This window comes from Pseudoalteromonas sp. 20-92 (assembly GCF_030847595.1).
In the GTDB taxonomy this organism is placed as follows: domain Bacteria; phylum Pseudomonadota; class Gammaproteobacteria; order Enterobacterales; family Alteromonadaceae; genus Pseudoalteromonas; species Pseudoalteromonas fuliginea.
In genome coordinates, this window is record NZ_JANJGQ010000003.1 from 197,826 (window position 1) to 211,941 (window position 14,116).

Below are 14,116 nucleotides of genomic sequence, written 5' to 3' on the forward strand. Positions count from 1 at the left end.
GTTTTGTAGACGCGCTGCTTGCAGGCGTTCAAAAACTAATCTCTTGAAAGGTTATACTTTTTCATTTTTTCAACTAGCGTGGTTCTGCGTACACCTAATATTTCTGCTGCGCGAGCCACAACGTAATCAAAGCGCTCTAACGCTTGCGTTATTAAGCTAATTTCAAGCTCGGCTAAGTAATCTTTAAGTTCAATACCATCATCGGGCAACAACCCACTTCCAACTTGGTTAAACTCTGCTTCAGGTTCGTTTTCGTAATCACTGAATCCTGTGCTAAATATATCGTTAAACGCGTCTTTTTCCATTAACTCTTCTGGGTACTCAGGCTCATATGCTTCTACCTCAATATAGCGGTATTTATTGGGTAAATCGGGAATATCGACTACCTTTTCAGGAAACATAATAACCATTCGTTCCACTAAATTAGCTAGCTCACGAATGTTACCAGGCCAAGCATGCTCTTTTAAGCTCTCCACTGCGCGCTCAGTAAACTTAGCGGTAGAACCTGTTTGATCGTTAACACGGCGCATCAGTTCTTTTAAAAGCAGTGGAATATCATCTGCGCGCTCACTTAATGACGGGTTTTCAATAGGAAATACATTTAATCGATAGTACAAATCTTCACGAAAACTACCTTCCTCAATCATATTTTCTAAATTTCGGTGCGTTGCAGCAATAACACGTACATCAGCTTGAATCGCCTTTGTACCGCCAACTCGCTCGTAACTGCGTTCTTGTAATACGCGCAGCAACTTAACCTGCATTTGCAACGGCATATCACCTATTTCATCTAAAAACAGCGTACCACCTTGTGCAAGTTCAAAGCGTCCTTTACGAGCGGATATTGCTCCTGTAAATGCCCCTTTTTCATGGCCAAATAACTCACTTTCTAATAACTCCGCCGGAATAGCACCACAGTTAACAGGCACAAATGGCCCATTGTTACGCTTAGAAAGCAGGTGTACATTACGAGCAACGACTTCTTTACCGGTTCCTGACTCACCTAAAATTAAAACATTAGCGTCCGTTTTTGCCACTTGCTCAATTAAAAAGCGTACATCTTTTACTGCATCTGTTTCACCCACTAGCCCGTCAAAGGTTTTAAGGGGTTTGGTATGTTTATGTCCATTTGGTAACATTCGCTGATATTGCTGACAATCGTGAAGCAACTGTGTTGTTACTTCATGACTAAACGGTTCGCAAATGAGGCCAACCACATTAGCAATGCTTAGTAATGGTTTAAGGGTTTCGCCTATTAATAAAAAAGGTAAGGTTGGGTAGCGCTTAATTAAACCTTCGTGATCAAGAAACTGCAATGCACCTAAAATGATCATGCATTCTTTTTGTTGGTACTTTTCACACTCTTGTTCAAAATTTGTTTCATTTAACAATTGTACTGCTTCACCAATAAAAGTAAGCGATGCATTTAAACCTATTGCGCGATTGTTATTATTATCTAAAATCAAGATCATATTTAGCGAGCCGTACTTTCACTCATTTATTTAATTACCTAAATTGTAAGCCAGTTCGCCATGGATGCAAGCGATAGCGGCATTTTTTTGACATAAACGCCAAAAAACAGACAGCTAGTTAAAATAACAATACTTAAGAATTAATCATTAAGTATCAAAAATTAAAGTAATACTAAAATAGCCTCAGCGGATTGGTTAGCTTGTCCACGAAGCGCAATTGACGCTTGCGTTAGAAAATCGTTAGATATCTGCTGAGAAATTGCCTTTGCGTAGTCAGTATCTTGAATTCGGTTTTTACTAGCGGAAATATTTTCATTTTTCTCATCTAAACCACGGATTGTATTTGATAGCGTATTTTCAAATGCCCCCAGTTCAACACGCTGATTATTTATTTCAGCACCCACTTTATCGCTAATATCAATTGCTGCCCGCGCACCATCTTGAGTCGAAATATTGATGCCAGAAATAACACTTGCAATACTACGATCAATAGCTGTGAAACTATGTACTGCATTTACATCTTGTCCAATTTGAAATGACACAGATTGCCCATCAAAAAGAGTTTTACCGGCGAATGATGCATTCTCAAACGTGTCTGTTATCTGGCTTTGTAATTGTGCTACTTCATCTTGTAAAGCATCACGGTCATTATTAAATGCACCATTACCCGCTTGAATAGACAACTCACGTATACGTGAAACCGCATCATTAACCCCCAATAGATTAGAATTCAGTAACCTGCGAATAAGAAATCCCATCGTGAGCATTGCTTACTGCTTGCCCGTAACCATTTTGTTGGGAGATCAATCTATCTATAATTTGCAATGTTGCAACGTTATCGGCCCCGGAATTTACTTTTTTACCAGAGGCAAGTTGCTCAGACCGCTTATTACTCGCTTCCAGTGCTTGGTTTAAAAAACTAGCTGTGGGCCATTCAATCTTCATAATAGGCTCCGACAAACTTATTGATTAAAATTATAGCTTAATTTGCGAAATTTTGCGCTTTGTACCATGGTTAGACTAAATTAACTTGGCACTTTGCTTGCTTAGTGGTTAAAGTATTGAGGTGTGTATTAAAAGATCACGTTTGCGTGTCATAAAACGCTAATAATAAATAATTTGGGTAGCACTATGTTCGATAACAAAACAATTTTAATCACCGGTGGTACCGGTTCATTCGGAAAAAAATACGTAAAAACGCTACTTGAGCGTTATAATCCTAAAAAGATTATTATTTTTTCGCGCGATGAACTAAAGCAATTTGAAATGCAACAAGAGTTCGACCAGCCTTGTATGCGTTATTTTATTGGCGATGTAAGAGATAAAGACAGATTAATACGTGCCATGCGAGGGGTGAATTTCGTTATTCACGCTGCGGCATTAAAGCAGGTACCGGCCGCTGAATACAACCCTATGGAATGTATAAAAACAAATATTAACGGCGCTGAAAACGTGATTGATGCAGCCCTTGATAACGACGTAGAAAAAGTGATTGCTTTGTCTACTGATAAAGCCGCGAACCCCATTAACTTGTATGGCGCCACTAAATTGGCGTCAGACAAACTTTTTGTTGCCGCTAATAATATTGCAGGTGGCAACCGCACTACTTTTTCTGTTGTGCGCTATGGTAATGTGGTTTGTTCTCGAGGTTCTGTTGTGCCAGTTTTTCAAAAATTTATTGATGAAGGGCGCGACCATATTCCAATAACACACAATGAAATGACTCGTTTTTGGATAAACCTTCAACAAGGCGTCGATTTTGTACTAACCAATTTTGAACGTATGTTAGGCGGTGAAATATTCGTTCCTAAAATCCCTTCAATCCGTATTACAGACCTTGCAAAAGCGATGGCTCCTGACTTACCACTAAAAATAATTGGTATTCGTCCTGGTGAAAAACTTCATGAGGTTATGTGTCCTGCCGATTTATGTTTTGAAACCTACGAGTACAACGACCACTTTGTTATTGCTCCTGGCATTAAATTTAGTAGCCGTAGTAATGACTTTACCGTTAACGCAATTGGCGAAAAAGGCAAAAAGGTAGAGCAAGGATTTGAATATAACTCTCTTCATAACTCGCATTACATGACGATTGATGAGATTAAAGAATTTAACACTCAGGCATTAAGTTAAAGCTGAATTAAATAAATGATTCCATATGGTAAACAACTAATAAGCCAAGCAGATATTGATAGCGTTGTGGCTGTTTTGCAGTCTGATTGGCTAACTCAAGGGCCAAAAGTACCCGCTTTTGAGGCTGCTATTGCAAAATACTGTAATGCTCAATACGGTATTGCTGTTAATAGCGCGACTTCTGCTCTACATATTGCATGTTTAGCATTAAATGTAAGCGAAGGCGATACTGTTTGGACATCGCCAATTTCATTCGTAGCCTCAGCCAATTGTGCGCTTTACTGTGGTGCTGCAGTGGACTTTGTAGATATTGACTTGGCAACTGGCAATATGTCAGTGTCTGCCCTTGCTGATAAGCTTATTAGCGCAAAACAAAATAATTGCTTACCTAAAGTCGTTATCCCTGTTCACTTGGCAGGTCAATCGTGTGATATGGAAGCTATTTACGATTTATCAAAGCAGTATGGTTTTAAAATCATTGAAGATGCATCGCATGCTATTGGCGCACAATATAATGGTAATAAAGTCGGTTGCTGTGAATTTTCAGATATCACTGTATTTAGTTTTCACCCGGTAAAAATAATTACCTCTGCCGAAGGCGGTATGGCGGTTACTAATAATCAACAGCTTGCAAAAAAATTACAACGCTTAAGAAGTCATGGGATCACTAATGATCCAAATGAAATGACTGAGCAAAGCCATGGTCCTTGGTATTACCAGCAAGTAGAGCTTGGCTTTAATTACCGAATGACAGAGCTACAAGCTGCACTTGGCCTCAGCCAACTTGATAAACTTGATGAATTTGTGACTACCAGAAACGCACTCGCTATTTCATATTCTAATGCGTTTGAAACTATGCCTCTTTCGCATTTAACACAACTCACAAAATGCTATTCAAGTTACCATTTATACGTAGTTAAACTTGCTGACGAACATAGCTACCTTCATAGGCATATTATTGAGCAATTGAGAAATAAAGGGATTATTAGTCACCTTCACTATATTCCAATACACACTCAACCTTTTTATAAAAAAATGGGCTTTAAAGACAGCGACTTCCCCAACGCAATGAAATATTATAAAACAGCATTCACTATCCCTTTACATCCTCAACTTACAGAGCAAGAGCAAAGCTATATTATTGATGAGATTGGTAAATTACTGTGAAGCTAGCGCTAGGTACTGTTCAATTTGGTGTTGACTACGGAATAAGCAACACACTAGGCAAAACACATCAGAAAGAAATAAAAAAAATACTTAACCTTGCCAAAAGCGAAAATATAACGACCATTGATACTGCATCAGCCTATGGTAATGCTGAAAAAGAATTAGGCCAGTGCCCACTAAGTTCATTCAATATAGTTAGTAAAATTCCTCCTATATCTAATTTAAGCAATGTTAATGATTTTATAACAGAAACTGTTAAACAGTCTCTTCGCGACTTAAATTGTGACGCTTTATATGGATTACTACTTCATCGCTTTGAAGATTTTAGTCAATTCCCTATTGCACTTGACTGCTTAAAGCAAATTAAAGCAGATAATAAAGTAAAAAAAGTGGGAGTATCTTTATATTCCCCCGAGCAGATCAATAATGATGTATTAGCATTTGCAGATCTAATTCAGTTACCACTTAATATTCTTGATCAACGCTTCGTTCAATCAAATTCATTAAAACAACTAAAAGCTGCAGGTATAGAGATTCATACTCGTTCAGCCTTTCTTCAGGGATTATTGCTAATGCAAAGTGGCACTTTCCCAGATTATTTTAAACCTATTGCTCCTTTATTAGAAAAGCTTACCACGCTGAGTAATCACTTAAATGTCTCAAAGTTATCGCTAGCATTAAATTACGTGGTTAATATTAATGAAGTAGACAAAGTGGTTGTAGGTGTCAACAACGAACAACAGCTTAATGAAATTTTAAGCTGCTTAACTTCAAGCTTATCCAATATTGATTTATCTGAGTTTAACCTACCTGATGAGCGCTTTATTAATCCAGTACTTTGGCAATCAAACTGATAGAGATTGATAGTGAGTATGTGCTCTCGTGCATGTATTAATTAATTTAACTGTTTCAACAGGCCCAACGTTAAATAAGCAGTCAATCACACTCAAATGAGAGATAAACTCCCCCTTAACTTGTGGGTATTTAGGGTGGATAAAGTTTTGATAAAAAACATCAATGCCATTTTTAACTAATGCCCCGCCTGGGGTCTCTTGTTCAATGTAAGCCTGCGCGCCTACTGGTGATAAATAAGTATTACATTCTAGCTCATTACAAATAGATACTAGCCGAGCATCTTTAACACCAGACACGTCTTTAAGCTGAGAAGCTATAAATGTTGGTGTGGTTATATTCATGAACACCATCAATACTCTAATGATTTTAATATTCATTTGAGCCAAGCAAGTAATGCTCTCATCTTTATAAATGGAATCTAATAGGGGAAATAACGAACTAAAAAACGGTGCTTTTGCGTAGCTTTCAGCAATGCTTTTAAGGTGCTTTCTTCGCCAAGGATTTTCACTAACAAATTGAGTATTTTCAATTGTTGCTGTCATTCTTCCTTTAGGGGTACTTACCGGACAAGTCAGCATAAGTTCTTGCTTACCCGATTTAATTTTATTTCTAACATGCCAATCACTTTTTTCAAGCTTTACGTTGTCTAAAAATACGAATCTATCGGCGCTATTAATTAACCCAAAATAACCTAACCAAGGTAAGTAAGTAGGCTGCATTATACTCAGTAACATGTTATTTCGCTTTTACTTAATTGCATTGTAAATTCATAAGGGTAACCACCTGGCTTAGTAACGTAGTCATGCTTTAGGGAAACAAAAGGTGTCATTGTTGTTTTGCATAATTCAAATAATTCTAGGGGGGAGACATAAAAAAGAGCCTCATTTTTAAATTCTACAAATGTCGATAACGCATTAAAAATAACCGACTGCTTACACTGCTGAATACTTTTTTGTAGGGTAAGTGTTAGAAAGCCCATGTTATCAGTCATTTTATTATTGAACACACCGCTAATAAGCACATGGTCATAGCCTTGTGCTATCTCATCCTCATATATATCAAACACTTTGAACTGAGCTTTTGTATCAGAGCTAAACTTGGCATTTGCGGCGTCTATAAACTCCGGCACAAAGTCATAACCTAAATACTCACCGGTAAAACCGTTATTTCTTAGATACAAAAGCATATCACCCAGCCCACAGCCTAAATCAATAACTCGGCTACTTGATGAAATCATATTCAGAAATATCGCAAATCTTACATTTTGTGATTCTTTTGATACATGCTGTACTGATTTGTGGCTGTCACCATACTCTTTATACAGAGACTGATAATACGACTTTAAAGTATTACTTGTCTTGGAAGTCATTTATAAACATTACCATATTGGTTAATTGCTCTTGAGGTGTTTCGGGACGGACAAATAAATTTATAATTTGATCATCAATCAATGACGCATTTGGATAATGTCCATTGGTTTGTAATTCACCTAACGATTTATAATGCTTAGTAAAAATAATGCCATTCTCTTTTGCCTTAGCTAAAAAGTGAGTTCTATTTTTTATGAGTAAAGGGTAGCGCCAATACGTTACTTCAGCATCAAAACTTGCTTTTACAAAAAGCGAATTAGTGATGTGATTTTGCAGGTAATCTACATTCTCTTTTCGCACTTGCATTTGCTTATTTAAATTTAAAAAGCGCTCATTTAATATTTCTAACTGTTTTACGTCACTAAATTGAGCCATTTTATTCTCGTTTAAAAACCCCTTAGCGCATTCAAATAACCGCTCAGAGTTAGTTAAAATAGCTCCACCATATTGATTATCAATAGGTTTATCATACCCAAAACTTAAAATAGAGAAGTCGCCAAAGCTACCTAACGGTTTGCCTTTGTATTTACTGCCATACGCCAAACATGCATCTTCTATTAGTGTAATGTTGTTGTGTTTTGCAAACTTTGCTATTTCATCAATTTTACAATAGTGTCCGTAACCATGAACGGCCACTATTACTGATACAGAATCATTAAAAACAGCCTCTATATTAGTGACCTCCATAGACAAAGAGCACAACGAAACATCAGCCAAAATAACGTTGTAACCTGCCATTTGAATAGCAAAAAAAACAATCGGGCAACAGCTTGCTGGCATTATTACTGAGCTACCCTTTGGAGCCGGTGAGGCGTTGAGTGCAGTTATAAGCGCAAAGCTGCCAGAACTAGTCAATAATGCATGCTGGCGGTCAAATGCAGTAGCAATAAGGCACTGTAATTGAGTTAAACCCATAACCTCAAATCCTTGCGATAACGAGATAAAGGAAAGTCTTCTGGTTGAATAAGTATTTCTACTTTCTTAACACAGTGCTGTAAATCGGTTTTTAATTGCTCAAAAGAAAAAAAGCGCCACTGAGAATACCGATGTATTAACGGGATCGTTTTTTCATATTCTAGATCACTTGCACTTTTTATATCATGCTCAAAGTGTTTATCGAGTATATCGCCAATCAAAATTACACCACCTGGCTTGCATACCCGTATCATTTCTTTAATCACATCAAGTGCATATTGATAGCTTGGGAAGTAATGAAAAATACTGTAACTGAGTACTCTTTCAAACTCATTGTTGTCAAACTGAAGAACACTCGCTTGTGATTGATAAAAAACGCCTTGAGGAAGTAATTTTTTTGCTTCATCTATCATTGCTTGAGAGTAGTCAACACCTGCATACTGCGAGCATTTGTGTAATTTTGATAATAGTAAGCCGTTGCCACACCCTACATCTAAAATACTATTACCTTGCGCTGAAAACATGAGTTTTTGCTCAACATCATCGATGAGCGCCTGCCAAAGTGTATCGTCAAAGGGGCGCCCGACCTGTGCTTTAAAATCACTGTTTATACGAGCAATTTCATCCCACTCTACTTGTTTAGAATTAAACTCACTCATTTGATACCTTTATAATTTCTTGTGCGAATTGCTCGGTCGAATCGAGATAATATGATGATAACATTGCGTCTCTTTGCGCTAGAACACCGGTGTGTAAAAACCCCTCAATGTTTAATGTTAAGCTTTCTATCGTTGCATCTTCAGCAAGACCCAAATCAAAGGTTAAATGTGCTCTGGCAAGTTCTAAAGTGTCTGTATGTTGTTCTCTCGTTTGTGAAATAGCACAGTTAGGTATAAGGCAAAAACCAGCTTCATACTTTGTTAATCCCCCACCATTAATGATTAAATCGGCTTGTTTGTAAACAGCAGACATATCATCAACAAACTCTAATGCTTGGTAAGTATTATTTTTTAAACTAATAGAAGGGGCTTTTTGATCTAATAAAATAATTTTTTTACCTACCACTAGCTTATCTAAGGCATTTACAACATGCGTAGCGACATCAAATCGATCATTACCGCCAATAAAAACCAAAATAGTATTAATACTATTTTGAAAGTGCTCCTGTGAGCGACTTCGCCTTAATGATAATAACTCTTGGGCAAATGAAAAGTAACGCAGCCCTAATCTATGTTTGGTTGTTGAGCGAAAAAACGCCTCTGCGTTAAATCTAAAATTCACAATAAGATCTATAAAATTGTAATTGTATTGATCAAAATCGTCGATGATGCATAGCTTCAACCCTATTTTTTTTAACTCAAATAATTGCTCACAGGTAAAATGATAGCTATCAGCAAGCACCGTCATATTTGGCTCAAAAATAAAGTCACTGCCTGCTACGGTGAACCCAAAATGATTAATTCGCTGGGTAGAAAATTGGTCAAAGTCGCCAAAAAAAACAATATTACTATAAGGCTGTAATGCAAAAGTCGCCCTTGCAACATTTAAACACCTTGATAAATGCCCAAAGCCTGTTTTTATAGTTCCATTGCAATAGAAAATAAAATTAGCCAACAGTGCAATACTCTTTTAATTCTTTATGAGCAAGAACAAGCACATCAGATAACAACCAGCAACGACCACTAAACCTACCCGACACAATAATATTTTTAAAAGAATTTGTTAATGTTTCATAATTAATCTGTGTTGTAGTACAAAAATCATGTGTAGGCACAGGAAAAGTATTATCAATTATTTGTACACATCCACTTTTCATTTTGGTATTAGACGTTATGATTCCCATATTTTTTAGATCAATAACACCCTGCTCTAATGTGTATGTAGGATCTGCTTTGTACCTTAATACCTCTGCTGATACTTGATACTTATCGCTTTGCCTTAAATTGTTATACAGTGTAACCCTGAAAATATCCGAGCATGGGTCCCAGTTCCAAAGGTAATGCGATTCTTTATTTAAAGGCTGCTTATCAAACGTAAAATGTAAGATATTTGCGGTCCTAAATATCGGTTTATAATTTGCGATCGGTAAATTAGCGGCCTTTAGTGCAAATACGGGCGGCGCACTCCAAAATAACAAGTCACACTTAATATGTGAGCCATCATTAAGGCTAAACGCAGTAACTAAATCATCTTGATATTCAATATCTAACACTTGACTATTACAGCGAATTTCAATCCCTAAAGACTCAGCTTTTGCCTGTAATTGATCAATCCAAGTCTGCGCGCCTTTAGAGCTATTTGGGTAGTAATAATTAGGAAGGTATGAACTTTGCTCTGCTAGTAATGCTTCAAATTCAGCAGCACTATGATAGCCAAGCTTTTTGTCAAACTCTGGATGTTGCTTTAACACTCGTGACAAAGATGCATTGAATGCTTTTATTCTTGTAGTACCAAAATAATTAATGCTGGTATTTTTAGCTAAATCAGTAAATGCTACATCACTGCCATAAAGCTTATTAATAACCGGTTTTGCAAGGTACTGATAAAACACTACACCTAAAGTTTCACATAAATATTGCTCAATATTATCGGCCTCAGACCCTGATACGAGTGACATAAACTCACCAATACCTTGTTTATAAAGTGCTGAATCTAATTTTCTTGCATCAATTGTTTGTGTTTCTAAATCCCACTTACCTGCAAAGTAATTCCCTGTTTTGAGTTGTTTAAATGTATGCCAATTTTTAGAAAAGTGAGGGTAGTTGAATAGTATCTCGTCTATTTCAGTAATACCGGTGCTAGCTGGAATATGTGTGCCTTGGTCGTAAAAATTACCAGCATCGTCAGTGACTGAGTTCAACAAGCCACCTAACGATTCAGACTGCTCGATTAATACAACGCGATCGTAATGCTTGCGCAACAAAATACTTGCCGTTATACCACAAATTCCACCACCGACCACTGCACATGTTTTCATAGCTAGCCTCTTAACTCATTTGTTAACGCAAAACTAACTCTATCACCCAGCTCTACATCGCTTGTTAAACGCAGCCCTAGAACATCGTCAAAATGCTTAGTGTGTAAGCCAAAGCCTGGCCTAACCGATTTAATATCGTGTTTTGTAATAACATGGCCCTTTGGTAAATCTTTAGCAAAATAGAGTGAGCGCCTAGCTAACATATTTTTTTTCGCTGAATCTGTTATGTCATAGCTCACAGTACCTATCGCTTTTTCTGCGTCTCTTACTGACTTAACGAGTGATGAAAATTCGTATTTATCTAATGAGAAAAAGGCATCTACTGAGTCGTCAGATTTATCAATAATAAAATGTTTTTCAATTATTTTTGCACCCAATGTAACACTTACTATCGGTGAAATAATCCCTTGTGTATGATCAGACAAACCAGAAATACAATTAAATCGTTTAGCTATATCGGAAATTGTTGCTAAGTTGCATTCTTCTAATGGGGTTGGATAGGCTGTCGTACACTTCAAAATTGCAATACTGTCACACCCATTATTGCGCAATGTAGTAACCGCAAGTTCAATGTCAGCTAACTCCGCAATCCCTGTAGAAAGAATCACAGGTTTGCCTGTTGCCGCAACATATTTCAAAAGGGGAATATCTGTTATTTCCGGCGAGGCTATTTTATATACCGGTGTATTTAATGATTCGAGTAAATCAACGGAAGATTCATCAAATGGGGAAGAGAATATATCAATTTCGCAACGTTTGGCCTCTTCGAACAGCGCCTGATGCCATTCCCAAGGTGTAAACGCTTTTTGATAAAGTGAGTGCAAAGACACATGTTCTTGCCAAGGGTTGTCGCTAGGCAAACAAAAATCTGGCTTTGAACAATTTAGTGTAATTGTATCTGCCGTGTAAGTTTGTAGCTTTACAGCATCTGCCCCGGCCAACTTAGCTTCAGCGATTAATTTTTTAGCTTTATTAATGTCTCCACCATGATTAGCAGACATTTCAGCTATGATGTAACACGGACTATTTTCATCGATTGTTTTATTGTTAATTTTCATAATAAGTCCAAAGCTAATTAATGTTGTTCATTTTGTAATGAAATAGCTAACCCTTCGTTACGAATAACTTGGCTATTAATCTGTTTAATGTGAGGATGAGCATCAAGTATATTTTTTATATTTTGATAGTTAATGTTAACAGTATCGTTGGTAAAACGTGCTAATTCTATGATAACTTGCCAATCTTCAGGTGTATCTAATGTAAACCGATAGCTGCTGTCATCTGTTGTGTTTTGCATTTCATAGGTAGAGAATTGGTTTAGTTTATTTTCGTAAAAATGTAACGTCACGTGTTCACGTTCAGACTCTCTGAGTTCAGCCGTGTTTAATGATGATAACGCGCTCGTTTTAAAAACTTCACAATCAACGCCTTCGGCAAATTGTTCACTCAAAAAAGCATAATCAACCTGTTTTTCAAAATATGTCCGCAATAATAAATCACAAACGCCAGCATCCACAAAAGGTGAATCGCCTGTTATTCTCACAATATGGTCTGAGGGATACGCCTGACTAGCTTGCTGAAAACGCGCTAAAACATTTTCCTCTGAACCTCTAAACACGTTGATATTATGGCGTTTAGCTAACTCAACCAACTCATCATTTTCTTCGTTAAAAGAAGTAAGAAGAACAATATTATCAATGTACCTTGATTGTTTTAAACGCATAACAATGTGCAAAATAACGGGGATCCCATTTACTTCTTTTAACACCTTGCCTGGTAATCTAGACGATCCCATTCTTGCTTGAATAAAGGCGGCAACTGATTTCATTAATTTAACCTTTGAAAGCCACTGTGGCATACTGGGCCATTAATTAGGCTTTCTATATCTGCATTGCTGTCTAGCGACTGCTGAAGAAAATAAAAAACACCTCTCATTGCATCAATATATTTATCGCAAAGCTCATCGGTATGGGCGATCGAAAGGTAAATAACATTACTCGCTAAAAACCCTCTTTTAAGCATTTCTTGAGTAAATAGTGTTTTTAATGCCAATGCATGCTCACCTGGAAATATAAATATAGGGACACTATCAATACCTATAATTTTTAGGTTAAAGCCTGTTTGAGTGACCACTTCTTCAATACGAGATTTTAGTCTTGCGCCAGTTTCATTTAAGCGTTTGGGAATATTATCTCGTTGAAATATTTCTAATGTTTTTAACGCAGCTGTAAAGCCAACTCGTTCGGTCCAATAAGAACTACTAATGAAGGATTGCTGCGCTGCATCCATCACTTCAGAGCGACCTATTATAGCCCCTATTGGATGGCCGTTACCCAGTGCCTTTCCTAACACACAAATATCTGGCTCTATCGATGTTAAAAGATGAGACGCCCCTGTGTTAAGTCTAAACCCTGATGATATTTCATCAAAAATTACAACAATGTTATGTTCAACAGCTAAATTTTTCACAGCTTGAAGAAAAGCAACATCCGGCAATCCATGGCGAAAAACTTCCATCATAACAACGCCAAGGTTATCACCGTGAACATCTATGATTGCCTTAAAGCCATCAATATCACCTTCCTTAAATGGCAGCACAGTATTTTGTAATTGCTTAGGTACACCAGCAGGCCTTAAACCAGGTAATAATTGCTCATCTAAATTTTCAGCGTCAGTTATATTTGTTGCTAAGTACCAATCATGCCAACCATGGTAGCCGCAAAAGGCAACAACATCTTTTTTACTATAAGCACGGGCAATTCGCACTGCTAACGCACACGATTCGCCACCAGTACGTGTAAAGCGAACCGCTCCCGCCCAAGGGTGTATTTCAATAAGTTTTTCTGCTAATTCAACTTCTTCATGGCAATTCAAACTACTCATACTTCCGTTAGAAATCGAACTTATCACCGCATCGTTAATTTCATCATTAGCATAACCTAAAGAACTCGTACCAATTCCCATAATAGAGAAGTCATAGTAATGATTATTATCTAAATCCCAAACTTCACAGCCTTTAGACTTTTTATAATATGCAGGCCATTGATCGGGTAAAAACATTTCGGCACGCTTAGAAAGTAGTTGGTTTCCGCCAGGAATAATTTTTTTTGCTTTTTGCCAAAGCTCAGCACCCGAATTGCTTTTTAATGACATGTAGTATCCTTAGGAATAATAAGTTTAAATTATTTATTAGCCATTATAATGAAATTTTGTTTACGCCCTAGTAA

General features: G+C 37.1%; 13 protein-coding genes and 1 pseudogene. 3 read left to right on the top strand and 11 right to left on the bottom strand.

Annotation, left to right across the window (positions count from 1 at the left end):
- Positions 1-35: 35 nt before the first annotated feature.
- Together NRL14_RS04650 and NRL14_RS04655 are read right to left on the bottom strand one after the other, a co-directional pair.
- A complete protein-coding gene (locus NRL14_RS04650) occupies positions 36-1,472 on the bottom strand; it encodes a sigma-54 dependent transcriptional regulator (RefSeq protein WP_007377967.1) in 1,437 nt (478 codons plus the stop codon).
- Positions 1,473-1,633: 161 nt separating this feature from the next.
- Positions 1,634-2,417: pseudogene (locus tag NRL14_RS04655) on the bottom strand (flagellin).
- A 186-nt stretch (positions 2,418-2,603) separates the two neighbouring features.
- Here NRL14_RS04655 and pseB point away from each other — a divergent pair.
- The 3 genes from pseB to NRL14_RS04670 are packed head-to-tail and all read left to right on the top strand — an operon-like array spanning position 2,604 to position 5,626.
- Positions 2,604-3,605: a UDP-N-acetylglucosamine 4,6-dehydratase (inverting) gene (gene pseB, locus NRL14_RS04660; RefSeq protein WP_008135978.1), complete on the top strand. Its 1,002-nt coding sequence runs from the start codon at positions 2,604-2,606 to the stop codon at positions 3,603-3,605.
- 15 nt (positions 3,606-3,620) lie between these two features.
- Positions 3,621-4,772, top strand: coding sequence for a UDP-4-amino-4,6-dideoxy-N-acetyl-beta-L-altrosamine transaminase (gene pseC / locus NRL14_RS04665; protein WP_008135977.1), 1,152 nt, complete (start codon positions 3,621-3,623; stop codon positions 4,770-4,772).
- Positions 4,769-5,626: an aldo/keto reductase gene (locus NRL14_RS04670; protein ID WP_008135975.1), complete on the top strand. Its 858-nt coding sequence runs from the start codon at positions 4,769-4,771 to the stop codon at positions 5,624-5,626. The genes pseC and NRL14_RS04670 overlap by 4 nt, the downstream gene beginning before the upstream one ends.
- Here the strand turns inward: NRL14_RS04670 and NRL14_RS04675 are convergent.
- Genes NRL14_RS04675 through NRL14_RS04715 form a run of 9 tightly spaced genes read right to left on the bottom strand, consistent with a single transcriptional unit; the run spans position 5,618 to position 14,042 of the window.
- Positions 5,618-6,361, bottom strand: coding sequence for a WbqC family protein (locus NRL14_RS04675; protein ID WP_306724108.1), 744 nt, complete (start codon positions 6,359-6,361; stop codon positions 5,618-5,620). The two genes, NRL14_RS04670 and NRL14_RS04675, sit on opposite strands and share 9 nt — an antisense overlap.
- Entirely contained in the window at positions 6,352-6,996 is a 645-nt protein-coding gene (locus tag NRL14_RS04680; RefSeq protein WP_138950654.1) for a class I SAM-dependent methyltransferase, read from the bottom strand. The genes NRL14_RS04675 and NRL14_RS04680 overlap by 10 nt, the downstream gene beginning before the upstream one ends.
- Positions 6,977-7,912, bottom strand: coding sequence for a DegT/DnrJ/EryC1/StrS family aminotransferase (locus tag NRL14_RS04685; protein ID WP_306724109.1), 936 nt, complete (start codon positions 7,910-7,912; stop codon positions 6,977-6,979). The genes NRL14_RS04680 and NRL14_RS04685 overlap by 20 nt, the downstream gene beginning before the upstream one ends.
- Entirely contained in the window at positions 7,903-8,571 is a 669-nt protein-coding gene (locus NRL14_RS04690) for a class I SAM-dependent methyltransferase (RefSeq protein ID WP_008135968.1), read from the bottom strand. The genes NRL14_RS04685 and NRL14_RS04690 overlap by 10 nt, the downstream gene beginning before the upstream one ends.
- Positions 8,564-9,526 carry a glycosyl transferase gene (locus NRL14_RS04695; protein WP_306724110.1) on the bottom strand — a complete coding sequence of 321 codons (963 nt, stop codon included), beginning with the start codon at positions 9,524-9,526 and terminating at the stop codon, positions 8,564-8,566. Before NRL14_RS04695 ends, NRL14_RS04690 begins: the two co-directional genes overlap by 8 nt.
- Positions 9,519-10,889, bottom strand: coding sequence for an NAD(P)-binding protein (locus tag NRL14_RS04700; RefSeq protein WP_306724111.1), 1,371 nt, complete (start codon positions 10,887-10,889; stop codon positions 9,519-9,521). The genes NRL14_RS04695 and NRL14_RS04700 overlap by 8 nt, the downstream gene beginning before the upstream one ends.
- Before the next feature lie 2 nt (positions 10,890-10,891).
- A complete protein-coding gene (pseI, locus tag NRL14_RS04705; protein WP_008135962.1) occupies positions 10,892-11,947 on the bottom strand; it encodes a pseudaminic acid synthase in 1,056 nt (351 codons plus the stop codon).
- A 17-nt stretch (positions 11,948-11,964) separates the two neighbouring features.
- Complete coding sequence (locus tag NRL14_RS04710) at positions 11,965-12,717, bottom strand: glycosyltransferase family protein (RefSeq protein ID WP_306724112.1); 753 nt, start codon at positions 12,715-12,717, stop codon at positions 11,965-11,967.
- Positions 12,717-14,042, bottom strand: a complete 1,326-nt coding sequence (locus NRL14_RS04715) for an aminotransferase class III-fold pyridoxal phosphate-dependent enzyme (RefSeq protein WP_306724113.1) — start codon at positions 14,040-14,042, stop codon at positions 12,717-12,719. The genes NRL14_RS04710 and NRL14_RS04715 overlap by 1 nt, the downstream gene beginning before the upstream one ends.
- Between the last annotated feature and the right edge of the window lie 74 nt (positions 14,043-14,116).

Bases quoted from the DNA above. Each gene is read 5' to 3' on its own strand.
- NRL14_RS04650 (WP_007377967.1), bottom strand. From the start codon at position 1,472: ATGATCTTGATTTTAGATAATAATAACAATCGCGCAATAGGTTTAAAT.
- pseB (WP_008135978.1), top strand. From the start codon at position 2,604: ATGTTCGATAACAAAACAATTTTAATCACCGGTGGTACCGGTTCATTC.
- pseC (WP_008135977.1), top strand. From the start codon at position 3,621: ATGATTCCATATGGTAAACAACTAATAAGCCAAGCAGATATTGATAGC.
- NRL14_RS04675 (WP_306724108.1), bottom strand. From the start codon at position 6,361: ATGTTACTGAGTATAATGCAGCCTACTTACTTACCTTGGTTAGGTTAT.
- NRL14_RS04680 (WP_138950654.1), bottom strand. From the start codon at position 6,996: ATGACTTCCAAGACAAGTAATACTTTAAAGTCGTATTATCAGTCTCTG.
- NRL14_RS04685 (WP_306724109.1), bottom strand. From the start codon at position 7,912: ATGGGTTTAACTCAATTACAGTGCCTTATTGCTACTGCATTTGACCGC.
- NRL14_RS04690 (WP_008135968.1), bottom strand. From the start codon at position 8,571: ATGAGTGAGTTTAATTCTAAACAAGTAGAGTGGGATGAAATTGCTCGT.
- NRL14_RS04700 (WP_306724111.1), bottom strand. From the start codon at position 10,889: ATGAAAACATGTGCAGTGGTCGGTGGTGGAATTTGTGGTATAACGGCA.
- pseI (WP_008135962.1), bottom strand. From the start codon at position 11,947: ATGAAAATTAACAATAAAACAATCGATGAAAATAGTCCGTGTTACATC.
- NRL14_RS04710 (WP_306724112.1), bottom strand. From the start codon at position 12,717: ATGAAATCAGTTGCCGCCTTTATTCAAGCAAGAATGGGATCGTCTAGA.
- NRL14_RS04715 (WP_306724113.1), bottom strand. From the start codon at position 14,042: ATGTCATTAAAAAGCAATTCGGGTGCTGAGCTTTGGCAAAAAGCAAAA.